A 21,545-nucleotide genomic window follows, 5' to 3' on the forward strand; every position below is an offset into this window, starting at 1 on the left:
AGCCTTTCAGACAATTTGCGATTGAAAAAGGCTCGGAAAACGGAATCTAATACAATCAGGCGTGGTGACCTTTCGTGCGAAATTGCGATTAACCAATCAGAAGCATTAGTCTCAGGTACTGTGAAATACCGAGCCTATGAGGTTGGCACAGTATCTGGAGCGACAACCGAAGCGATCGCTGGCCAATTTCTGTCGATCTGCGAATTGGTTAATGACGGATCCATGGTCCGTGACGGCACCATAATGACCGGCTACCACAATGAAATCTCTGGTGGCGATGTGCTTTTATTAGACGGCGAAATTGTTGGCCAATGGAGATCTGACGAAGAGGGATGGTGTCACTTCGTCGCCTACAGTGCGACTGAAATCACCTGTAGTGCGCCATCACCATGGCTTTTGCAGGACACTATTTTTGAATGGCTTTCCGATGGGAAAACAGATTAGGGGGCTAACTTAGCACCGGTTTAATATGATGTTAGAACTTCCGATTCGACTCGAAGACCAGGACCACCTCGAACTCAGACAGCCTGAGTGCACAACGAACTTCCGCTTTGCCAAATGTAATTGCCGCACTTTGCATTCGCAGCAAAGGTCCGGTTTCCGCCCTCAGTGTAAAAGTGTGCATGGTGGAGCATCAATCACTCTTGGCTCATGGCTGATGTTCGCGGCATTGCGATCACCGGTCCGCTCGAGGTCTTATTAGAACACAGTGACATGTCTGTGTTCGTTTCGCTTCCGCCACAGTCACTTATGTCTCCCGCGTTCTTCCACGTATAAATCACCAACGCCGAAAGCCACCCTGAGGTGGCTGTTAGCGCATTGATATAATTAGATTATATTGGTTTTGGGAGTCAGATTTGAACTGACGACCTTCAGGTTATGAGCCTGTAGTCGGCTTCGGAGCCAAGTTGATGCTGTCTGTTCGCAAGTCGTATCTGATCCAGCATCGGGTAGTAACGGCGCCGCTCTATGTAAAGGCAAGGGGCACTGACAGCAGATCAGGTGCAATTGCGCAATCGAGTTGGTCCACCACACATGCAAAACTAGAGATGCTAAGTGTCTAGAATTATACAGCTTTATGGAACGAGGCCTTGCCGGTGACAAATCCAGTGACAAGCCTTATATCAAAAGATTTACCAATAACCTAGATGACTGCCAAATAACTGATCTTGTTGGTTTATTTGGCTCCGGCGGTAGGGATCGAACCTACGACAAATTGATTAACAGACAACTGCTCAGTTAGACTGCATGATATATCCTTATATTCAGTCTGGGGCAGGGCCTACAGTGGCCTCTCTCGCAGCGCTGGCGATAGTCATCTTGACGCCCTCAAGCCTATGAAATAGTAACTGATTATTGAGCGGGCGTTGTGTAATGGTTAAGACCCCAGTTTTCCAAACAAGTGTTCTGAGTTTCGTACAGTAGCACTGTGCACCTTACTGTTTCTTTTTGTTGACTTTTATCTTGCATCAGGTTGCATGTAGTAGCGCAGAGTAGCGTGGCGTTACCTACAAAAGGCCGACAGAATATGCCAAAGCTTACAGAGACGTTTTCTAACAAATTGCCACATGCGAAAGCAGGGACGGATAAGTACTGGGACGCTGAGATCAAAGGGCTGGTGCTCTTTGTGGGGAAGCGCTCGAAGACCTGGTACTTTCAGAAGGACGTTGGCGGCCAGACCAAGCGTATTCTGATTGGTCGGTTTCCAATCATCTCAGCGCAGGCCGCACGCCAAACGGCGCTTGGGTTTGCCTTGGAGATGGGCCGAGGGGCAGGGAAGGCGGCTCAGATTGGCGCGCCCACGTTGGAGGCCGCAATGGAAGTGTATCTGGCACGTCCAAAGCTGCGTTCTGAGACTAACAAGATCGGGATGCGCGCCCAGCTTACGCTTCATCTGAAAGACTGGATGCGCCTGCCTCTCGGCGAGATCAGCAAGACGATGACAGTGCGCCGTCATCACGATATGGCGGGATCGTCGTCGGCAGCTAATCATGTTCTTCGCAGCTTTCGCGCCATCTATAATCATGCCCGCCGGACTTGTGACTTACCAGAATGTCCAACGATGGCGATTGAATGGTTTGAAGATAAGCCGGACGGGCGGATTATTGAGGACCTGAAGCACTGGCGGCAGACGATTGATGATCTGCCCAACCCAATCCATCGCGTATTCTACGAGCTGCTTTTGTTTACCGGCCTTCGCAAAACTGAAGTGTTCACCTTGAAGTGGGAGCAGATACAGGAAGACCACATTCATCTGCCAATGACGAAGAACGGGCGGAGTTTTGATCTTCCAATTTTGCAATTGCACCATGAGATCTTGGCACCACTTCGCCCTCTCAGCAGAGACTGGGTCTTTCCGTCACCAAAGTCAGAGTCCGGCCACATCACAAGGCCGGAACGGCTCAAGTATAATCCGCATATGCATCGCCGGACATTCGCGACGGTTGCAATGGAAGCAGGCGTTCTGGAAGAAATCGTTGGACGACTGCTCAATCATACGCCGCTGTCGATCACTGGGCAGAGATATACTCGTCCGTCGTTGGATGCATTGCGGCCTTCGATGGAGATTGCGTGCGCCGAAATATCTAAAAGGTTAGTAGTTGGATAAGGCTGACCTTTATCATTGAATGCCAGAGGTCAATCTTATCCTGGACAGCTGCCTAATCCACTGGGCTCATGATACTAATTGACCTCTGCGACTGTGTCGATGAGCGCAGTCACGCTGTCGGAATTCCTGTCAAACAAGTCTTGCAGGGGTAGGGGAAGGGTGAGTTCCGCCCAATAGCTGATTTGTGTAACATGGGCCAACTTAGCCCTCAAAGACGGTGCGAATTGGATCCCGTGGAATAGGAACGATACCGATCTGTTCCATTGCGATGCGGGCATAGGTTCCATCGGTAACCATTTCACTAAGCGCTCCATTGATCGCACGCACAAGATTGGGTCGTGCCTTTGTCACCGCCCAGCCCATCTGATAGCTATCAAGAAAGCCGTCCACTAGCTTTAGCGGTAAATTTCCAGTCTTAATCGCGTAGGCCCCGCCAATGCCATCGACGATGGCTCCATCGATATTACCGTTGATTAGATCCTGAAGGGCTTCGGGGTCTGATCCATACAGCTTCACATCGTCTGTCAGTGCCTCAGCCAAAGGTACAAAGGTTGAGGCAACGATTGTACCAATTTTACGGCCCTTCAAATCATCGGTGATGGCGGCGGCATCATCGTTCCGCACTGCGATACGTGCGCCACTTTCAACCCACGCATCACAGAAAAAGACAGATTTTTGGCGTTCTTCTGTAATGCCCATGGGGTTCGAGATCATGTCATAACGGTTCGACATTAAGCCAACCAAGATTGAGTCCCAAGAAATTATGACTGGTTTATGCTCTAAGTCCAAGCGTGCAGCTATCTCACGAATAATGGACAATTCGAAACCTTGCAACTCACTGCCGTTTGAATAGCTAAATGGCGGAAAAGTACCTTCTGTAGCACTCGATAAAGTGCCTGGTTCTAGTAATCCCAGGTCTTCTGCTGCAGACGCAGTGCGCAGCCCCCCAAATGTCGTGGTGAGCGCTGCTGCGAGAGTGAATTGGCCGAAACGGCGTCTGTCTAAAGTCATGTCTTCTTTCCTTTCAGGTGGTTTACCCGGCGATGCCGGGCTCATTTACTTAGGGCGGGGTAGCGACGCTCATGCCAACGAGCGAACTGGTTTAGAGCTTCAGCTAAAATCAAGTAGAATATGGCCGCAAGAATGTAGTAGTCAAACGGGCGGAAGGTGCTTGCGATCTGCTGCTTTGCATACAAAGTAATTTCGACGATCGTGATAGCAGACAATAGTGAGGTGTTTTTAAGGGTGTTCATCGCTTCGTTGGTTAGCGCTGGTACAACAATCCTTAGAAGTTGGGGTAGCACCACAAACCATAAGATAGCCCATGTTGGTAGGCCCAAGCTGCGCCCTGCTTCAAACTGACCATTGGGAATCGCGTTAAATCCAGATCGCAAAATTTCCGCCACATAAGCGCCACCGGACAGCCCCAGCGCGAGAATCCCAGCAACGTATGGATTAAGGCCCAGCCCAAGCTGAGGCAGCCCAAAATAAATCATGAAAATCTGAATTAGTGTCGGAGTGCCGCGAATAAACCAGATGAAAATCGTCGCCGGTGTACGCAAAATCCTGAGTTTTGAACGCCCAGCCAGAACAACGCCCAAACCGATTATCCAACTCAGGATAATAGCTGCAACGGCGATGATCAACGCAATCCAGGCTGCCTCTATAAAACCAGGAATCCGGCTTATGGCCGCCGTAAGCGTCTCAGGTGTCCAGCCCATTACAGAGTTCAGCCTAGGCCAGAAGGGCGGCGAATTGCGTCTTTAAAAGCAGCAATCGCATCGGATGCAAAGTGGCTTGTGGGAATTGGTTCATGATCGAAATGATTGAACGCGTCAACACCGGCAACAAGCGTTGCGCTGTCGCGCGCCTTGGTTTGACGCACAGACGGATGGATGAAGCGTAAGACCATGCCAATTCGCGGCCCATCCGAACGGTTTGGCTCAGATCCGTGCACTATCCGCATTGAATGCAAGGAAGCCTCTCCGGCTTCAAGCGGCAGTGCGACACTGTCACTCTCTACATCAACTGTCTGACCAAAGAATAGCATGTTGTCGGCGTCTTCTTTGTTTGTATGAGTAAGTTGCCCGGCATCATGGGTACCAGCAATAACTCGCAAACATCCGCTCGCCGATTTGCTTGGCGTCAAGGCAAGCCAGAGGTTTACGATGTCGTCGGTCGGATCTAGCCCAGCATGTGTGCTGTCTTGGTGCCAAGACACGTACCCTGTAGATCCGCCGGGCTTTACGAAAAAATCTGACGACCAAAGGAGCACATCAGGCCCAAGGATGGCAGTGGCAACGGCAAGCACCCGAGGGTGCGTGGCGATCCGGGCAAGATCGGGACTAAGCAGATGGGCCTTGAACCGATGGACTTTGCCAAGATGGGCCAAACTATCGAGCTCAAACTGTTGGAATGCATTAACTACCTCAGTCGCCTCTTCTTGGGTGAGAATGGGAACTGGGGCGTAGAAGCGATGCGCGAGAAAATTTTCGGCGACATGGGGCGCATCAAGGTTGCTCAATGACATAACTTTTCTCCAAGCTTAGATAATCAATTGTAGATGCCACTTTACGTAGGGCAAACCTATAATTTGTCGGAGTTTTTTTTAGTTGACGGTTAATCGCAGAGTAAAAAGGGACCAGATCACGGCGTAAAACTGGTCCCCTGAGCAGAGACTGGGTCTTTCCGTCACCAAAGTCAGAGTCCGGCCACATCACAAGGCCGGAACGGCTCAAGTATAATCCGCATATGCATCGCCGGACATTTGCGACAGTTGCGATGGAAGCAGGTGTGCTGGAAGAAATTGTAGGACGACTGCTCAGTCATACGCCGCTGTCGATCACGGGGCAGCGATATACGCGGCCGTCGTTGGATGCATTGCGTCCATCGATGGAGATTGCGTGCGCCGAAATTTTGGGTCGCATCGACAACTGAGACGGTCAGAAACGAACGGCACTAGCGTCAAACAACTGGGCACATCAAAATGCGGCATGCGTAGCAATTGATAGTTTGGGATCACAGCCGCCGTTCGCTGTGCATTATCCAGATGCCCGCTGTGCGGACCTAAGTGGACCCTTGTGCCCAATGCAGCGAAGGTCGACTTCGAGACTGGAATGACTGATGCTGCGACATTCATATTTTGTCATGAAGGGCGGAGAGCTGCCGTTAGCTGCAGGCGCGAACCAGATGGGGGGATACACCGAAAGCGGCCCCTCAGAAGGAAGCAAAAACACGCTGCGGTTCTGCACTGCGGCGGTCTGGTCAGAGCCCAAATTGCATGATGCTGCGGAGCGCACCAAAGGCAGCTTTCCCAAAATGTGCAGAGTGTTTCGTAACCTAACGCTCTGGGTCGGACCACTCGGAAGGGGGGACCTCGCGGCGGAACATCCGCAAAGCAAGGCCCAATGCCACACCGACCCCGATCGCGACGGTCAAATCGGCCAAAACCGTCAGAAGCAGAGTTAACATCAAAAGAAACACGTCGGATTTACGCTCAGCCGCATAGCTTCCCCACTTGTGCGGCTCGCTCATATTCCAGGCGGTCAAGATCAGCAGCCCCGCCAAGGCGGGCATAGCCAGATATCCGACAAGCTTTGATGCCAAAAGCATGACGATCAAAATTGTCAGCGCATGGATCAATCCAGCCACCGGCGTTTTGCCACCGGCCCGGATGTTGGTCGCAGTGCGGGCAATCGCCCCTGTTGCAGGCATCCCACCGAACAGGGACGACCCGATATTTGCGACTCCCTGCGCCAAGAGCTCGGCATTTGGGCGATGCTTGCCATTGATCATCCGGTCGGACACCATCGCAGACAGCAAGGATTCGACACCGGCAAGAAACGCGATGATCAACGCGGACGGCAACAATTCAACGATTCTGTCGAAACCTATCTCGGGAATCGCGGGCCAAGGCAGGGTGTTGGGAAGATCACCGAACCGCGATTGGATTGTGTCAACCGGCAGATCCGCCAATGAGACGATCGCTGACGTGGCGGCGACTGCAACGATTAGCCCAGGTAGTTTTGGCGCAGCGCGGCGAAACAGCACGATCAAGATCATAGTAGCAGAGCCGATCAGCACTGACGCTGCCGAAAAAGTGGGCCGCGCGGCCCAAAGCACTTCAATCTTTGCAATAAACTCCACTGGGACCACATCAACCGTGAGACCAAGTAGGTCTTTGATCTGGCTTGTCGCGATGATGATAGCGATCCCGATTGTGAAGCCATTTATGACCGCTTCTGGTATCAGTCGAATAAGGTTTCCCGCTCGGAAATATCCTGCAACAAGCAAAATGAGGCCTGCCATGAATGTGGCTAAAACCAATCCGTCATAACCGTGTTCAGCAACCACTCCAAAGACAACGACAATGAAGGCACCCGTCGGGCCGCCAATCTGCACTCGACTGCCCCCAAAGAGCGAGATCAGAAAGCCAGCAACAATGGCTGTTATGAGGCCTTTTGAAGGATCAGCTCCGGAAGCAATGGCAATAGCAAGACTAAGTGGCAAGGCAACCATGGCGACCGTCACGCCCGCTATTGCGTCTTGAACCAATAGCGCCCTTGTGTAGCTGGGTAAGGTTGTGAGGATTTTAGGTTTCATGCACAGACGCTAGGTCGTTGTTGGTTCGTTGTCATCGCCAAAGCTGACAATCGAATGGGTGAAGCAAACGGCAGCAAAGTCCGGCACATCGACGATGAAGCCTCGAAATTGCTGCGAGATGCACGGATGGCTGGGCTGGTGCAGCTGCGGCGCGGCATTGGACACATCGGTGAGTGGCAGCTTTGGGCCGATAGCAACAATACTACGCGACGATGTAGGTGCTTCCTGCGCAGCACATGAAAATCACGCCGCATCGCATCCCTCAAAATGCCAAAATCGCCAGCTACGACCTCCTCCCCCGCCTCGTAAAAACTCTGCGTGCAGGCGCTTGTGGCTGCGGCATTTGCGGCATTTGCGGCAAAGACCCTCGCAAGGGTCCTTGCGAAGATGCACGACCGCTTTCAGGCACGACAATCAGGAGGATTTCCATCGCGTTTTCAAAGCATACCCAGACACCTGCAGTAGCAGCCCCATTCATGCTATCACCCCCGGACGCACGACACGCCAAAACGTCTGACTATTGGACCCACCGATCACCTGTATCCCAGTCCCACGCACTAGCCAGCCATGCTCCACTAGCTTTTTGGTACAGATATCTAAAGGTTCCCATCACGCAGATGACTTGGGCCCCTTGTCATCATGGTGCGCTTGTTGATGAACTCTCCTGTCCATCGGTTGTCGCCAACAGCAATCCTGCGCGTTCCCGGAAGAACTACACGCCAGAATGTCATGCTGTTGACCCCATTCACGATCTGCCGCCCAGTCCCGCGAACCAGCCAGCCGTGCTCCACAAGCTTTTTGATGCAGATGCCTAACTGGTCTTCTAATTTTTCCATCCACAAGCGGCTCTCTATACGCAGTTGCACGGCCCGCACACTGCATGTTAGCCCGGCCATAGCCATTCCTGGGTATGCTGCTCAGGTGTCGGTTAGGGCTGGCTCGGTGATTGCACACCTTGCCAGCCTGAACAGAGACGGCCCATATCGGAGGCTTGAAGCTTCATTTCGTAATTAACAAAAAGGGATGTCGATTTATCCCAGTACACACGAAAATTTTTCGTGGAAGGATTGCTTGTCAGGTCCAGACCTTTAGTGTCAGATACATACAGCCCACACGTCCACTACAGACTCTAGATAAGGCTGATAATAGGCTGCTAAGTACACCCAGATTAGTCAATCGTTTGCATCACGCCGCACATGCAACTTGATTGATAACAAGGAGATACAAAATGAGACAGCAAGTCGTTTACGGATGGAACTTCATATTTAATGCTGAAGTAAGTCCACTTCGTCACATTCCAGATGTTGCTGTGCGGCATTATGTTTTGCAGGCACTTGCGCTCATGTGGGCTGTTACTTTTGCCGTTGCAATCGGAAGCTATACCATGCTGGCAGCAAGTATAATTGGTCATGCGGTCTTAATAGCCGCAGCGGCAATCACGGTAGCAACTTATACTACTGCCGCGAAAAAACCGACGTTGTTTGCGCGTGGATCAGGTCGCCGTGGTGATGGGGAGCACGATTAGACCCTCAAATATGACCACAATACTAAGAAACATACCCCGTAAAAAAATCAGTATTACCTGCGCCTTGTGTAAGCATGTAGTCATTCATGAGGTCGCAAATCTCATACTTGTGGTAGATGAAGATATGACAACTCATGAGATACGACAGCGGGCCACCTGTCCAAAGTGTAAGGCTGTGGGTGACAACACTTATACAGTGGGATGACTGCTTGTCGTTTTAGCCCTTAGTGCTGTTGATCTCAGTAAAATCTATTCGCTTAGAGAGACCCGCCGACCCTACTCCTGCGACATAGGAAGTGTCATTATTCGGTACACAAATCATACAAGCCTACATCTAAAATATTGATTTATATCTACTTTAACATCCAATCAATCCCCACCGCCGGAGCCAAATTAATACATAACTTCATTCGCGGGCCTGTTTGTGTTTTACGGCATCGTTCGCTTTGGAAACATATTGGTCATGCCACCGTAGATTGGGTTTGTTGTTATCGTTAGTGTTGCATATATTGGCTTGTCCATAAGCGCGCACACGAGATGCCTAATCACAGCAGGCGGTTGGCTGAGTATATATAGACTTGGAGGTTCTAATGTTTTCAGTAAAAGCTGCGGCAATACCGGATGGTGGATTGATTAATTCCTACGAAATACAAGCGGGGTGCTATACGGATTGTTTCGTTGCAGAGATATCGCAGGACGTTACACTGTCTGATTTCATTCTAGCTTTTTTCAATACTCCCGTTTTTCGGTTGGAGAGATTACTATTGGGCCTATTCGCATCACGGCCTTCGACAGATGATGACGTTGCAAACTTGGCATCAGGGTCAGGCAACAGTCTGGCCTTATGGAAAGTTGACGCACGTGACGACAACCAACTGATAATGTCAGTAGGCAGTGGCCCAATACGTAGCTGGCTTATGGTTGTGTCTGACCAAACCGTTGCCCATACATCCAAGCTTTATTTCGGATCTGCGGTGTTGCCTGTTGAAACAGGACAAAATGGAAAGCCTAAAATGGGTAGGTCGTTTCGCATATTTCACGGCGTTCACAAATTTTACGCGCGTCTACTCCTGTGGTCAACCGTGCGGCGGCTAAAACGATAGGGAACCATGGGTATGTCTATATTTGAATTATTGGCTGTAGGAAGCGCTTTGATGCTGATTATTACGGGGATCATTCATTCAATCGCAGGAGAAGTCTATTTGCTTCGCCCGATGTTTGAACAACGCGGCAATCGGATTTTGGAGCATAAATTCGGGCGGAGCGTTCTTCGTGCTGCATGGCATCTGACATCTGTAATGTGGGTAATTCTGGCGATAATTCTCTACGCAGCCACTTTTCAGCCCACTAATCTTGCTAAAGTTGTCTTCTTGAGCGTTGGCATTAGCTTCACTGCAATTGGTGTGTTCGATCTGGTTGCCAGCAAAGGAAAACATATTGGCTGGCCATCCTTGCTTCTGACAGGTATTTTCTCGCTCGCAGCATTAATGTGGAACACCTGAGGGTAAGGCCAATGGGCCGCCATGAACCGCAATGAGATTGTTGCAGAACAGCGAATGTCTCCAATGAGGAAGCTACGCTGCAGGAATTTGAAAGTCACTGAACGGCAGGTGTGGGCCGTTCTTGTCGAATGTCCCTAACATTTAGATTTCAATAGCTTCCGCAATTGCCAACGCATCTTCAAGTTCAACACCCAAGTATCTTACCGTGCTGTCCATCTTCGCATGCCCCAGCAAAAGCTGCACGGCGCGCAGGTTGCCCGTCTTCTGATAAATCTGAGTGACCTTCGTGCGTCGCATTGAATGGGTCCCATAGGCGGTCACCTCCAACCCGATGGACGAAATCCAATCCCGCACGATACGGGCATACTGGCGCGTTGAGATATGAAGGCGCTCGTGAAAACGTCCAGGCCAGAGATACTCGGACCCAACCATCAGCGGATCCTTCATCCACTTCGCTATGGAGGCGCGCGTTCCCTCGGAAATTTCAAACTGGACCGGCTTTTGGGTTTTGCTTTGCAGCACCGATGCTCGTTCTTTGATCTGTCCGGACGCCATGACATCGACGACTTTCATCCGCACAAGGTCACAGCCGCGCAATTTGCTATCGATGGCCATATTGAACAGAGCCAGATCGCGATGGTTCCCGGCCAGTTCCAGCCTGACACGGATCGCCCAGACATGTTTGGGCTTCAGCGGCCGTTTCTGGCCAACGATGCGACCCTTGTTCCAAGCGGGGCGAAGTGCGCGAATGGCCGGTAAGTTTGGTGTTTGCATGACAGTTCCTACGATCCGCCATGCCCTCCCATATCGACAACCCGACGTTGACACTGCATCATATCATGAAATGCTGCACTGCATCTGAGGTCGGCTTCGGGCCCATTTCACACTGTTTGGACAGTTGGCTGGAACTGGGAAAAGAGGTTTTATTGACATGGAAAAAAGAACTAAAAATCACTTAGCATCCTGCCACTGTGGGTCAGTAGAATTTGAGGTTCAGCTTACTGATGAACTGAATACAATTCGCCGTTGTTCATGTTCCTATTGTAGCATGAGAGGAGCAATCGCGGCCTCTGCCCAACTGGACGGAATCCACTTTTTGAAAGGGGAAAGCGACCTAACCCTCTACCAATTTAACACAAAAACGGCAAAACACTTCTTCTGCTCAGTCTGCGGAATTTACACACATCATCAACGCCGTTCTAACCCGAACCAGTTTGGTATCAATGTCTCTTGCCTTGAAGGCGTAAGCCCGTTCGACTTCAAGGAAGTTGTGGTGAATGACGGCATCAACCATCCGTCAGACGCCGCCTCGGGGCCGCTCATAGCTGGCTTCCTGTGCTTTAGAAAATCATAAATGACAGTAGGTTCGGTCGCTAAGTCCGCACACCGACGTTGCAGTCAGAAATAATGCTGCAAAATGCATGAAAGTCCGGTTCGACGGGCCGCACCGCAGCATCCTGAGGTGGACGTGAACGGCAGCTCTGGGCCGTTCACGTCGATCTGGCAGTAGGGGCTTCCGGCAAGATTATGCTGCGTCGCCGCATGTCCTGTTCGAGTACTGAGTTGTAAGGCTTTCAAACCAGCCAGCGCACCAACAGTGGTACGATCAGGCTTGTCAGCAGAGCGTTCAGTGCCATGGCGATGCCAGCATAGGCCCCTGCCAGAGGGTTTACCTGAAATGCGCGGGCCGTCCCAATTCCATGTGCGGCAACACCGACGGCAAAACCTCGCGCCCGCCAGTCGGTTATCCGCAGTAAATTCATCAAAGGTGTGACCGTCACAGCCCCGATGATCCCCGTCATAATGACCAACACTGCTGTCAGCGCCGGAATCCCTCCAATTGCTTCAGAGATGCCGAGAGCCACGGGCGCAGTAGTAGATTTTGGCGCCAATGACAGCAGGACCTCCATCGGCAGACCAAAGGCACGCGCCAGTATAATGGCCGAGCCTGCCGCGACGATCGAGCCTGTGAGCAAAGCCAGCACGATCGGCGCTACCGAGGTCCGGATTGTGTCTCGATTATCCCAAAGCGGTAAAGCCAACGCCACCGTCGCAGGACCAAGCAGGAAGTGGACGAATTGGGCACCCTCGAAATAGGTCGTGTAGTCTGTCTGTGTCAGCCAGAGCACTGGTGCAATCAAGAGGACCGACAGAAGCACGGGATTGGCCCAGGGTGGGTTGCCCAACTGCCGCGCCACCCCATCTGCGACCAGATAGGCGAGGATCGTAGTGGTGAGCCAAATCAGCGGTGAGGTTGCCAGGTAGCTCCAAAGGCTTGCGACGTCTGTCATGGGGCCCAGCTTTCGGTTGCGTGCCGAACGCCAATGAACGTTCCAACAGCAGCCAGCATGGAGAGCACCGTCGAAAGGGTCAGGATAGCCAGCAGTGCAATCCCGTCTGCCGACAAAACCTCGAAGTTGCCAATCACTCCGACACCCGCAGGCACGAATAGGAAAGACAGGTTCGCCAAGATGACTGTGGTGGTCGGCCTTAGCCGTTTTGCGAGTGTGGGCATTGTGGCGAGTATCAGCACGAGCAGGGCAAGACCCAGAACCGGGCCTGGCATTGGGAGGCCAAAGCCCCGCGCAGTCACTTCTCCCAAAAGCTGACAGCCCAAGAGCAGTCCGAGTGTATGGAGCATTCGTTTTCTCTCCTTAAGTAATAATCTAAATCATTCTGACGCCAAACACTTTTCAGAACCAATGGAAAAATTTCGCTCTGAGGCTGCACGAGATCGGCGCGCCTGTGCAAGAGTTGTCCAGCACCATCAGTCCAACAGTGGCAGTGGCCTCAAACTACCCAATACGCCAAACAGATCGTGTCGCTGTAACTTAAGAAGAGATACGCTGAGTGGCCTGAGCAGATCGTGGAGGATTTTTGACCATAAGGTTCCACCATCCGCTAGGGATTTGGCCAACTGGCACGATTTATGCGATCTCCTTGAACCGTTCTGAAATTTTACGCTTTTCAAGCGGCTCTTTGAAACGGGACAGCGCTTAATTTGACCGGCACTTGATGCGTTGCGGCCAGCCATGCAGGATGTTTGCAACGAGTTTGACAAAAGGTTGTGCCGATGATCCTAATTAGACTAGAGGGAGTGCTTGAGGAAACGGAAGATGACGTCGCACTGGTCCAGATTAAAAAAGGTAGCGCTGAGCTAGTTTTGGACCAGCCCTCACCACCATTTGCGATCATCAAATTGATTGAATATCTGGCAGGCGACATTGACCGCCTCGGTCCATCTCGGACGGCACCCGATAAATTGAATAAAGTTCAAGAAGGACTGTTTAAAGGTCAGATTAAGCAGAACCTCGTGGCTGGCCGAACGGTATCTTGGCGGCCCCATGCTAAGCTTGAACAGGAGCTGCTTGATCGGCTCTTCCGTACGAATGACGGCACCAAAAATGTTTACGCCCAAGTAGAAGGAATTTGGAAGCACCGCTTGGATGCAATCAATCATACTGAAGTGCACCAGCCCCCTCTTTCGGAGGAAGAGCGAGCGGCACGTGGGCTCGCTGAGGTTCGACAGGGAAGGCTGCCCAAGGCGAACAAGCCAAATGCTTGGAGTCGACGCTCAGAGTTCCCAGATCCGGGAGAACCATGGCAATACAAGAATGTGGGTCCAGAGTGGGTCAGGTTCCAGCTCCGATTTAGAAAGGTTCTTGAAATTGTTGAGGACACAAAGCGATCGGCGTTCAAACAGTCACGTATTTTGGTCTCAGAGTTGCACAATGGAATCGAACGTCTTGTTGAGCCAGAAAGAGCATTTGAAGCACTCAATAAGCGCAGCAGAAAGCCGGAATTTGTCTTTTCTGCCGACCTCTCACTGATGTTTAACGATCACCGGGACAAAGGTGCGTTGATCACTAACGCCCGTTTGTGGATGGAGCGAGTTTCTGAGGCCCTGGAAAAGGAGGACAAGCTCGCTCGCACGGATGATATGGTCGCCGTAGCAGTCGAGCGCTCTGGAATGTCGAAAACCGCTGCAGGCAAGGCATATGTAGGCAGCAATGTGCGCAACAGGGGCGCAAAACGGAAATCTGGAGAGAGATATATCAGCATCGAAAGGTTGAGAGGACTGATCCCCTAGCCGAAACAGGAAGGGGGTATCTGTTCCCGTAGGTATTATCCGACTCGCCGAAATGCTGAACTTGGTCTGCATGCTATTACATGTGGAGTTCAAAAATGAGCAGCAAAAACAGAGATGATGAACGGCTTCTGAGCCGTGACGAGGTCGAAGAGCGCTTTGGCGTAACAAAGCGGTTTCTCGAGTTATGCGTGATCGATGGGAAGGGCCCCAAGCTGATCAAGATTGGTCGGTGTGCCCGCTATCGTCCGTCCGACGTCAGGGCCTGGATCGTAGCCCAAGAAGTGGGGAAATCGTCATGAGTAACCAAAGCGAGTCCCTAGCGAACAACGGTGTTCGCACTACAATTGACAACCCGCGCTCCAATACCGTGCCTACTGACGTTGTTATGGAATTGGCGATTTGCCCCATTACCCCACTTGGTCAAAAAGGGGGGGAGTACTTCTTCATTTCAGCCAGCGGCGAGTTGCGCCGTATGAAGGCTGAGGCTTTAGAGACAGGGCGAGGCGTTCGGGCTCTGCTGAGTGGCTTCAGCACAGCGATCGATGCGTGGTGCGTCAAAAACTTTCCACAGCAAGATGGCGGATGGTCACCACGTGAGGCCGGTCGATGGATAATAGATCAATGCAATGGAAGAGGTGTTTTTGATCCAGATTCCGCAGATGTTCGGGCTGTAGGTGTCTGGAGAGACGACGAAGGGAAAGCGATCGCACATTGTGGGAACCATCTTGTTCAACCTCAAGGACGGTCCCTTGCTCCATCGGAGCACAGAGGAAAGTGTATAATGATCGGCGCGGCGCCGATTACCCCACCTGACATCAGCTTGATTGATCCAGAGGAAGTTGAGTTTCTTCTTTCGGAGCTGAAGGCACTCTGGGGATGGAAACGGGATGTTGATGCAGACATCTTCTTCGGATGGGTCGCGGCAGCGAGCCTTGGCGGGTTTCCTGCTTGGCGGTCTCATCTGTACGTCTATGGCAGCCGCGGAAGTGGAAAGTCGAAGCTGATAGAGCTTGTCGCAGGATTATTAGGAGAGTTTGGGGGCAATGTCCTAAACGATGCGACAGAAGCCGGGATTAGACAGTCTCGTAATAATCAAGCCCGTCCAATTCTAATTGATGAATTTGAGCCAGACCAAGGCACGCGCAATGGGTCCAAGCAAGACAAAATGTTTGCGCTGTTTCGCCGAATGTCTGGGGGAGAAGGCGGTCGAGTTTCGCGCGGCGGCGCTGATCATTCCGCAGTCTCATTCCGGACTCTCGGGGCAGCATATGTGACTTCGATAAATCACATTCAGCTTGAACCACAAGACCGATCGCGGTTTGTGATGATAGACTTGGGGCACTTGCCAACCACGTCAGATCCCCTTCAAACGATGTCAAGGTTGGCGGCATTTGAGAAATCTGTCCGCGCACTCTCTTCTCGGCTGAGAGGCTGTATTCTCGCCAAGAGTGGGCGTTGGGACAAGACCCACTCAGTCATTGCTGCAGCAGCCCGTGCGCAAGGAGCAGATGCGAGGCAAGCTGACACCGCTGCAACGATCCTTGCTGGACGTGACTTGGCCCTATTCGGGGGCGATGTTGACCAGGGGAGATTGCGTGACTTGCTGCCGATCTTGAAGGAGTTAATGCGCGATGCTGAGGATTCTGGAGTGAGCTCAGAGGGAGATGACGCGTTAGATTTCTTGCTCAGTACCTCATTAAATTTGGATCACGGGTTAAAGCGGACGATTGGCGAACTCTTAATGTCTGCAATTGATCAGGGCACGGTCACAGAAGTTGAAGATGCGGGCGCGGCCCTTAGTCGAGTTGGTGTGTATGTTTTGCCCAAGAAGAGGAACGTTGGAGTTCGATTGGGACGAACAACGCCCGTCGCCACGCTCTATGTCGGTACGAAGTGGCAAAATGGAGCACACGTATCTGCTCTATTGAAAATTGAGGGTGTTTTCCGCCCCAAAGATTCAATTCGTGTTGGGAAAAACCAACAGCACCGATTGGTCCTCATCCCGTATGATCTGATACTAAACACTTCCGGCGAAGGTGACGACGAATTCTATTGAATGTCACAACACATGTCCCAAGTAACGGGCTGATTATTATAGGAAGTTTTGTAATGGGACAGATGGGACCGTTCTTAGACTTATGCAAACCCCTATGATCTTTTCTCTCCCCTCCACCAATACTCCCCTTCTATTGGTAGTAAGTGTAGAGGTAGAGATTAAGTGAACATTTTCAGGGACGTAGTTGGGACATTCAGCTGTCCCACCTGCGTCCCAAAGTCCCAACGCAGTTGGATGTCCAATAGGGTGATCGCCCCTAGCGTTAGGATCACGTGATGCCAATTGTGATCAAGATGACTGATGCGGTTTCCCATTTGGGTCCTTCCTGGGCTCTTTCTACACAGGGGGAATTCGCATCCCGTTACGTACGACAAACGGAAATTTCGTTGGCTTGTGGTTAGGGTTGTTGTTGTTTTTGGTTGCTGCGGCGATGATGCGTGTGCTGCTTTGCTGACAACGAAGATGGCATCAGCGCATGACGACTTACTTAGATACCGATCACGTGGGTGCCCTTCTTCCGCAAAAGATGGAGCATGAGCAGAGCTGAATATCCTGTTGCGCAAGGTGAGATGGCGAAGCTGAAACGGCTGAAGTACAGGGTCAGCTGTTTTCGAGGTCGTGAGCTCGCTTGGCGGTGTCCTCATCTCAGTCACGACGATCAAGCATTGCAGCAACGATTGCCTCTGGTGCGTCTTCCTGCACGAGGTGCCCGGCGTCAGGAATGCGCGTTATCTTACCACCTGCGATGAGGTTTGCGAACTCTTGACCACGCTCAAACGGGATCCAGTCATCTTTGTCGCCCCAAAGCACGCGGACGTCGCAATCCATTGGGCCATAGCCATCTTGCACTTCATCCGTCTGGACCTGATCCATTTGAGCGATCTGACGATAAAACGCAGGTTGGCCAATGTCTCCAAGCCAAGGTTTCATATATACCCTAAGCGCTTCTTCGGAGAGGGGCCGGTGGGCTGCTGTCTGAAGATACGCGCGTAGAAGAGCATCGTGCATGTAGGCGGGCATTCCAGCGAAGGCAACCTCGTGTTCGCGCACATGGGCAACAAAGGGTGATCCCCACGGGCGTACAACGACCGCATCGAAAATCGTTAGGCGAGAGTATCTCAGGCCATCGATGTGCCAGGCCCGCATTGCTGTCGCACCGCCGAAATCATGTGCCAATACTTCTGGCCGCTCCAAGTTCCAATGTTTAAACAGCGCTGAGAGTAGCCCGTTTTGGACGTTCAAGGAGACGTTTTGATCATCTCGCTTTTCCGATTCTCCATAACCAATCAAGTCGAAAAAATACAACGTAAATCGGGAGCTCAGTAGGGGGGCGATGCGTCGCCAGACTTGCGAGGAGAAAGGCGTGCCGTGCAAGAGAACGAGTGGTGGGCCGCGGCCAGTTTTCCCCCATGCCACTTGGTTCCCATTTTGAGTGAAGGTGTTTTGGAGCTGTAACATTCCGGCCTCTTGATCTGTTGATACACAGTTTATATAATAGGATTTATGCTATATAGGAGTCAAGCTATGAACGAGATCACAAAAGCGCTTTCAAGTCAGAGGCGGCAGCAAGTTCTCAAATGGCTTTTGGACCCCGTTACAAATTTTCCAGCTCAGCATACTGGCGATCTCGAAAAAGACGGTGTTTGCGTTGGTTTCATCGCAGACAAACTTGGCATAGCGCAGCCTTCAGCGACCTCCCATATGAAAATTCTGCAAGAAGCAGGCCTTGTTATGCCTACCCGCATTGCACAATGGACCTTCTACAGGCGGGACGAAGTCGGGATCGAACATGCGCGGTCTGTTCTAGGCAGTATTTTGTCTTGACGAAGTGGTAACATGAGTGTGGTGCTCTAAACCGTAAACGCACAGCAATAATGGGCCACAGAAACGGCTGCGACATAGCGCAGTTGTAGCGGAGTAAAATTCCGCCAGTTTGTGTCCTTGGTACTGTCAGAGCAAAATCGGTTGAGGCGGGCAGGGTGAGCAATTAGCGTTTCTAGATGACAAAACGCAGCCCTTTTCGCTACTTCAAGACGAGCCCCGAGATCATCCGTCTGGCCGTGATGATGTATGTCCGTTTCCCGTTATCGCTTCGGAATGTGGAGGATCTGTTGCACGAACGCGGGATCGATATCAGCTATGAGACGGTTCGATTTTGGTGGAACAGATTTGGCCCGCTGTTTGCCGCTGAGATCCGTAAAAATAGGGTCAGCCAGATGCGCGCATATTCAAATTGGCAGTGGCACTTGGATGAGGTGTTCGTGAAGATCAACGGCGAGACGCACTATCTTTGGCGGGCTGTGGATCACGAAGGGGAAGTCCTGGAAAGCTTTGTCACTAAGCGCCGTGATCGCAAAGCAGCCTTCAAATTTCTCAGGAAAACCATGATACGCCATGGTAGCGCAGATGTCTTCGTTACCGAGAAGCTACGTTCCTACGGCGCGGCGATGAAGGTGATTGGCAATGTGGACAAACAGGAAACCGGCCGCTGGCTCAACAATCGAGCCGAGAATTCACACCAGCCATTTAGGCGAAGAGAGCGAGCCATGCTTCGATTTAGGCGGATACGAAGTTTGCAGAAATTCGTATCCGTCCACGCTTCTGTTCACAACCATTTCAACCAAGAGCGCCATCTCTACAACCGATCAAATTTCAAGCTGAACCGCGCCGCTGCTCTTACCGAGTGGCGCAGTCTTGGCGTATCCTAACGAATTAAGATTGCTGGAAAAATGAGACTGGCTCGCTTTTGTCTGACAGTACCCATTAAAGAGCTTCTCAACCTCGAATTGCGCATTCATCCGGAGACACGGGCGGATCTTGACCCTCGCCAGTTGAAACTGTCTGAACACGCGCGCTCAAAACTTGAAGAGTTCTATGATCGTGTTGAGCACGCCTCAAATATCGGCGAGGCATTTGAGTACATGACTGGGTTTGCGGCAAAGGCCCCTGAAATGGCTGTGAGGATCGCTGGCGTGCAGACGCTTTATGCAGACGAGCATGCGACTGAGATTACTGAAGAGTTGATGTCAAATGGGATCGCTATGATGGATTGGTATCTGTCAGAGACGCGACGTATTTCAGATACTGGCCGTCCAAACGATGAACTCTGTGCGGCCGAAGAATTAAGGCTGTGGTTGGTTAACAGATGGACTGAAGAGTTCATCGACAAGCGCACCATGATGAAGAATGGCCCCGGTCATCTACGTGATGGCAACACACTGAGCATCTGCATCATAAAGCTTGTGGAGCACGGCTGGCTAGTTTGCGGGACTGGGCGGCAGATCGTGAATGGGGTCAATAGCATGACATTCTGGCGTGTAGTTTGTCCGGGTAGTGGCGGTATGAACGCCGCTGGTATCGCACGCGTTCGAGCGTGCTTTGAAAACGCAGAAGAACTCTTGCCGATTGGCCATGGCTGAAAGCTGCCTTGTATCTTTGGCACGATCCTCGCGAGGATCGTTATTGCAGTTGCCGCAGCCGTACTTAGCGACCATTCCCATAAGGCTGTTCCATGTCTTTTTTCCAGCTCGGCAAATGCTTTTTTGATCAATTTGGAATAGCTGCAGTAGCCTCAACTTCAACGAGAAATGCGGGATGCGTAAATCCGACGACAATGACCAAGGTGGAAGCTGGCAGGGCAGGAACCGCAGCCAACCACCGGTCTCGGACAGCCATATAGGCAGGAAAGTCATCACGCGTGGTCACAAAGGCATTCAGTCGAACAACATTCTCTGGGCCAGCGTTTGCCACCTTTAAAATGGCCGTGATGTTGGCAAAACAGATCTCAGCCTGTGCTTCAGCATCTTTTGGGATGGAACCATCTGCCGCCATACCCAATTGACCAGAGGTGACCAGCAGCTGCCAATTCGGATTAACAAGACATCCATGTGAATATTCCCCAAAAGGCTTTGCGATCTTGTTTGGTGTCAGTGCGTGCATTGTTTACCCCATATTTTATAATAATTTGCCATTGAAACCTCCTGAAATAAAGAAAAAGTGCGTAGGACGGAGGCATAAAACTTTTTTTCGGTCATTTTTTAGGCAATGGATGTCACTTCGCCTACACCACGACCCAATCTAGGTTGAAATTCTATTTAATCTTCGAAAAGCTTGAGGAAATTAAACACCAGGAGCTTCCGATGAAATTGAAATTATTTGCGGCCATGACAATAAATATGGTTGCTACAACAACGCTCGCTGACAGCCACACAGAAACAGTGGTCTTTGGAACAAACTGGTTAGCACAGGCCGAGCACGGTGGTTTTTATCAATCTGTTGCGGACGGCACCTATGCTGCATGCGGGTTGGACGTCGAAATTTTACCTGGTGGACCACAGGTTAATAATCGCGCGCTGATGCTTGCCGGCAAAATGGATTTTCATATGGGGGGTGATATGCTTCAAGCCTTCAATGCGGTTCAGCAGGGTATTCCTGTCGTGGTGGTTGGGGCCACGTTCCAAAAACATCCACAGGTTATAATTGCACATCCTGGTAAGGCGGAAACATTCGAAGACCTTAAAAATTTAACCCTTTTGATTGGGGATAATGGATTCACAAGTTATTATCAGTGGATGATAAATGAATATGGGTTTACCGCCGAACAGCGTGAGCCTTACACGTTTAACGCAGCACCCTTTCTTGCAGATGAAACAAAGGGGATGCAGGGTTTTCTTTCGTCTGAACCCTACGCGATTGAAAAAACAACAGGTATGAAGCCGGATGTCTTCTTGATCGCCGACGCGGGCTTTTCATCTTACGCCACTACAATTGAAACAATGGCTGACACTATCGCCACGCGCCCAGATGCGGTGTCTTGCTTTGTCGAAGGCTCTGCGAAGGGATGGTACAATTTCCTGTACGGTGAGAACGCTGGAGCGAGACAGCTTATTCTTGAGGCCAACCCCGATATGACCGCCGACAAAATTGACTTTGCCATCATGATGATGACCGAAAATGGCATTGTGGACTCCGGTGACGCGCTTGAAACAGGTATCATGACAATCAATCCAGACGTCATTTCCGACTTCTATGACAAGATGGTTGAGGCTGGAGTGATCGAAAGCGGGATCGATATTTTGACAGCCTACACAACTGATTTTGTTAATAATGGTGTTGGCATGGATCTCAAACCAACGAACTAAAGTAATTTGCACCTAAGAGCG

The 21,545-nt window shown here is 51.1% G+C and carries 23 protein-coding genes and 1 pseudogene; 14 read left to right on the forward strand and 10 right to left on the reverse strand.

Going from position 1 to position 21,545, the window contains the following annotated elements; all coding sequences use genetic code 11:
- Nucleotides 1-15: 15 nt before the first annotated feature.
- Together OAN307_RS09355 and OAN307_RS09360 are read left to right on the forward strand one after the other, a co-directional pair.
- Nucleotides 16-444, forward strand: a complete 429-nt coding sequence (locus OAN307_RS09355) for a hypothetical protein (protein WP_245541013.1) — start codon at nucleotides 16-18, stop codon at nucleotides 442-444.
- Nucleotides 445-1,528: 1,084 nt separating this feature from the next.
- Complete coding sequence (locus tag OAN307_RS09360) at nucleotides 1,529-2,608, forward strand: tyrosine-type recombinase/integrase (protein WP_015499532.1); 1,080 nt, start codon at nucleotides 1,529-1,531, stop codon at nucleotides 2,606-2,608.
- 201 nt (nucleotides 2,609-2,809) lie between these two features.
- On the opposite strand, the gene OAN307_RS09365 is transcribed toward OAN307_RS09360, so the two are convergent.
- The 3 genes from OAN307_RS09365 to OAN307_RS09375 are packed head-to-tail and all read right to left on the reverse strand — an operon-like array spanning nucleotide 2,810 to nucleotide 5,138.
- On the reverse strand, nucleotides 2,810-3,619 hold the full coding sequence (locus tag OAN307_RS09365; RefSeq protein WP_015499533.1) for a transporter substrate-binding domain-containing protein: 810 nt from the start codon (nucleotides 3,617-3,619) through the stop codon (nucleotides 2,810-2,812).
- Nucleotides 3,620-3,660: 41 nt separating this feature from the next.
- On the reverse strand, nucleotides 3,661-4,329 hold the full coding sequence (locus OAN307_RS09370) for an amino acid ABC transporter permease (protein ID WP_015499534.1): 669 nt from the start codon (nucleotides 4,327-4,329) through the stop codon (nucleotides 3,661-3,663).
- A gap of 8 nt (nucleotides 4,330-4,337) precedes the next feature.
- Nucleotides 4,338-5,138, reverse strand: coding sequence for a phytanoyl-CoA dioxygenase family protein (locus tag OAN307_RS09375; RefSeq protein WP_015499535.1), 801 nt, complete (start codon nucleotides 5,136-5,138; stop codon nucleotides 4,338-4,340).
- 134 nt (nucleotides 5,139-5,272) lie between these two features.
- Here OAN307_RS09375 and OAN307_RS09380 point away from each other — a divergent pair.
- Nucleotides 5,273-5,545: pseudogene (locus OAN307_RS09380) on the forward strand (tyrosine-type recombinase/integrase); the annotation flags it as partial.
- Nucleotides 5,546-5,947: 402 nt separating this feature from the next.
- On the opposite strand, the gene OAN307_RS09385 reads toward OAN307_RS09380, so the two are convergent.
- Nucleotides 5,948-7,210 (reverse strand): SulP family inorganic anion transporter, encoded by a 1,263-nt coding sequence (locus tag OAN307_RS09385; protein WP_044043482.1) that lies wholly within the window; start codon nucleotides 7,208-7,210, stop codon nucleotides 5,948-5,950.
- 54 nt (nucleotides 7,211-7,264) lie between these two features.
- On the opposite strand from OAN307_RS09385, the gene OAN307_RS27880 reads away from it, so the two are divergent.
- Complete coding sequence (locus OAN307_RS27880; RefSeq protein WP_144055550.1) at nucleotides 7,265-7,450, forward strand: hypothetical protein; 186 nt, start codon at nucleotides 7,265-7,267, stop codon at nucleotides 7,448-7,450.
- A 356-nt stretch (nucleotides 7,451-7,806) separates the two neighbouring features.
- Here the strand turns inward: OAN307_RS27880 and OAN307_RS29885 are convergent, their stop codons facing one another.
- Nucleotides 7,807-8,046 (reverse strand): hypothetical protein, encoded by a 240-nt coding sequence (locus tag OAN307_RS29885; RefSeq protein WP_044043483.1) that lies wholly within the window; start codon nucleotides 8,044-8,046, stop codon nucleotides 7,807-7,809.
- 392 nt (nucleotides 8,047-8,438) lie between these two features.
- Here OAN307_RS29885 and OAN307_RS09395 point away from each other — a divergent pair, with 392 nt between their 5' ends.
- Nucleotides 8,439-8,735, forward strand: a complete 297-nt coding sequence (locus tag OAN307_RS09395; protein ID WP_015499538.1) for a hypothetical protein — start codon at nucleotides 8,439-8,441, stop codon at nucleotides 8,733-8,735.
- Nucleotides 8,736-9,850: 1,115 nt separating this feature from the next.
- Entirely contained in the window at nucleotides 9,851-10,237 is a 387-nt protein-coding gene (locus tag OAN307_RS25190; protein ID WP_144055551.1) for a hypothetical protein, read from the forward strand.
- 141 nt (nucleotides 10,238-10,378) lie between these two features.
- Here OAN307_RS25190 and OAN307_RS09410 read toward each other — a convergent pair whose 3' ends face one another.
- Nucleotides 10,379-11,011: a tyrosine-type recombinase/integrase gene (locus tag OAN307_RS09410; protein ID WP_044043485.1), complete on the reverse strand. Its 633-nt coding sequence runs from the start codon at nucleotides 11,009-11,011 to the stop codon at nucleotides 10,379-10,381.
- A 157-nt stretch (nucleotides 11,012-11,168) separates the two neighbouring features.
- On the opposite strand from OAN307_RS09410, the gene OAN307_RS09415 reads away from it, so the two are divergent.
- Nucleotides 11,169-11,591, forward strand: a complete 423-nt coding sequence (locus OAN307_RS09415) for a GFA family protein (protein ID WP_044043488.1) — start codon at nucleotides 11,169-11,171, stop codon at nucleotides 11,589-11,591.
- A 220-nt stretch (nucleotides 11,592-11,811) separates the two neighbouring features.
- Here OAN307_RS09415 and OAN307_RS09420 read toward each other — a convergent pair whose 3' ends face one another.
- Nucleotides 11,812-12,528: an LrgB family protein gene (locus tag OAN307_RS09420; protein WP_015499474.1), complete on the reverse strand. Its 717-nt coding sequence runs from the start codon at nucleotides 12,526-12,528 to the stop codon at nucleotides 11,812-11,814.
- Nucleotides 12,525-12,878 carry a CidA/LrgA family protein gene (locus OAN307_RS09425; RefSeq protein WP_044043468.1) on the reverse strand — a complete coding sequence of 118 codons (354 nt, stop codon included), beginning with the start codon at nucleotides 12,876-12,878 and terminating at the stop codon, nucleotides 12,525-12,527. Before OAN307_RS09425 ends, OAN307_RS09420 begins: the two co-directional genes overlap by 4 nt.
- 432 nt (nucleotides 12,879-13,310) lie before the next feature.
- Here OAN307_RS09425 and OAN307_RS28915 point away from each other — a divergent pair, with 432 nt between their 5' ends.
- From OAN307_RS28915 to OAN307_RS09440, 3 genes are all read left to right on the forward strand, one after another.
- Nucleotides 13,311-14,327, forward strand: coding sequence for a hypothetical protein (locus OAN307_RS28915; protein WP_015499541.1), 1,017 nt, complete (start codon nucleotides 13,311-13,313; stop codon nucleotides 14,325-14,327).
- A gap of 95 nt (nucleotides 14,328-14,422) precedes the next feature.
- Entirely contained in the window at nucleotides 14,423-14,626 is a 204-nt protein-coding gene (locus OAN307_RS09435; protein WP_044043490.1) for a helix-turn-helix transcriptional regulator, read from the forward strand.
- Between the two features lie 86 nt (nucleotides 14,627-14,712).
- The gene (locus tag OAN307_RS09440; protein WP_245541014.1) at nucleotides 14,713-16,383 is read left to right on the forward strand and encodes a hypothetical protein; all 1,671 of its coding nucleotides are present in this window, start codon (nucleotides 14,713-14,715) and stop codon (nucleotides 16,381-16,383) included.
- Nucleotides 16,384-17,028: 645 nt separating this feature from the next.
- On the opposite strand, the gene OAN307_RS09445 is transcribed toward OAN307_RS09440, so the two are convergent.
- The gene (locus tag OAN307_RS09445) at nucleotides 17,029-17,841 is read right to left on the reverse strand and encodes an alpha/beta fold hydrolase (RefSeq protein ID WP_015499544.1); all 813 of its coding nucleotides are present in this window, start codon (nucleotides 17,839-17,841) and stop codon (nucleotides 17,029-17,031) included.
- Nucleotides 17,842-17,907: 66 nt separating this feature from the next.
- On the opposite strand from OAN307_RS09445, the gene OAN307_RS09450 reads away from it, so the two are divergent.
- The 3 genes from OAN307_RS09450 to OAN307_RS09460 all read left to right on the forward strand — a co-directional run bounded on the left by OAN307_RS09450 (nucleotide 17,908) and on the right by OAN307_RS09460 (nucleotide 19,802).
- Nucleotides 17,908-18,207, forward strand: a complete 300-nt coding sequence (locus tag OAN307_RS09450) for an ArsR/SmtB family transcription factor (RefSeq protein WP_044043492.1) — start codon at nucleotides 17,908-17,910, stop codon at nucleotides 18,205-18,207.
- Nucleotides 18,208-18,383: 176 nt separating this feature from the next.
- On the forward strand, nucleotides 18,384-19,091 hold the full coding sequence (locus OAN307_RS09455; RefSeq protein WP_015499546.1) for an IS6 family transposase: 708 nt from the start codon (nucleotides 18,384-18,386) through the stop codon (nucleotides 19,089-19,091).
- 21 nt (nucleotides 19,092-19,112) lie between these two features.
- Entirely contained in the window at nucleotides 19,113-19,802 is a 690-nt protein-coding gene (locus OAN307_RS09460; RefSeq protein ID WP_015499547.1) for a DUF3987 domain-containing protein, read from the forward strand.
- Between the two features lie 127 nt (nucleotides 19,803-19,929).
- On the opposite strand, the gene OAN307_RS09465 is transcribed toward OAN307_RS09460, so the two are convergent.
- Complete coding sequence (locus OAN307_RS09465) at nucleotides 19,930-20,322, reverse strand: RidA family protein (RefSeq protein ID WP_015499548.1); 393 nt, start codon at nucleotides 20,320-20,322, stop codon at nucleotides 19,930-19,932.
- A gap of 200 nt (nucleotides 20,323-20,522) precedes the next feature.
- Here OAN307_RS09465 and OAN307_RS09470 point away from each other — a divergent pair, with 200 nt between their 5' ends.
- Entirely contained in the window at nucleotides 20,523-21,524 is a 1,002-nt protein-coding gene (locus tag OAN307_RS09470) for an ABC transporter substrate-binding protein (protein ID WP_015499549.1), read from the forward strand.
- Nucleotides 21,525-21,545 lie beyond the last annotated feature (21 nt).

This window comes from Octadecabacter antarcticus 307, assembly GCF_000155675.2.
GTDB classification, from domain to species: Bacteria; Pseudomonadota; Alphaproteobacteria; order Rhodobacterales; family Rhodobacteraceae; genus Octadecabacter; species Octadecabacter antarcticus.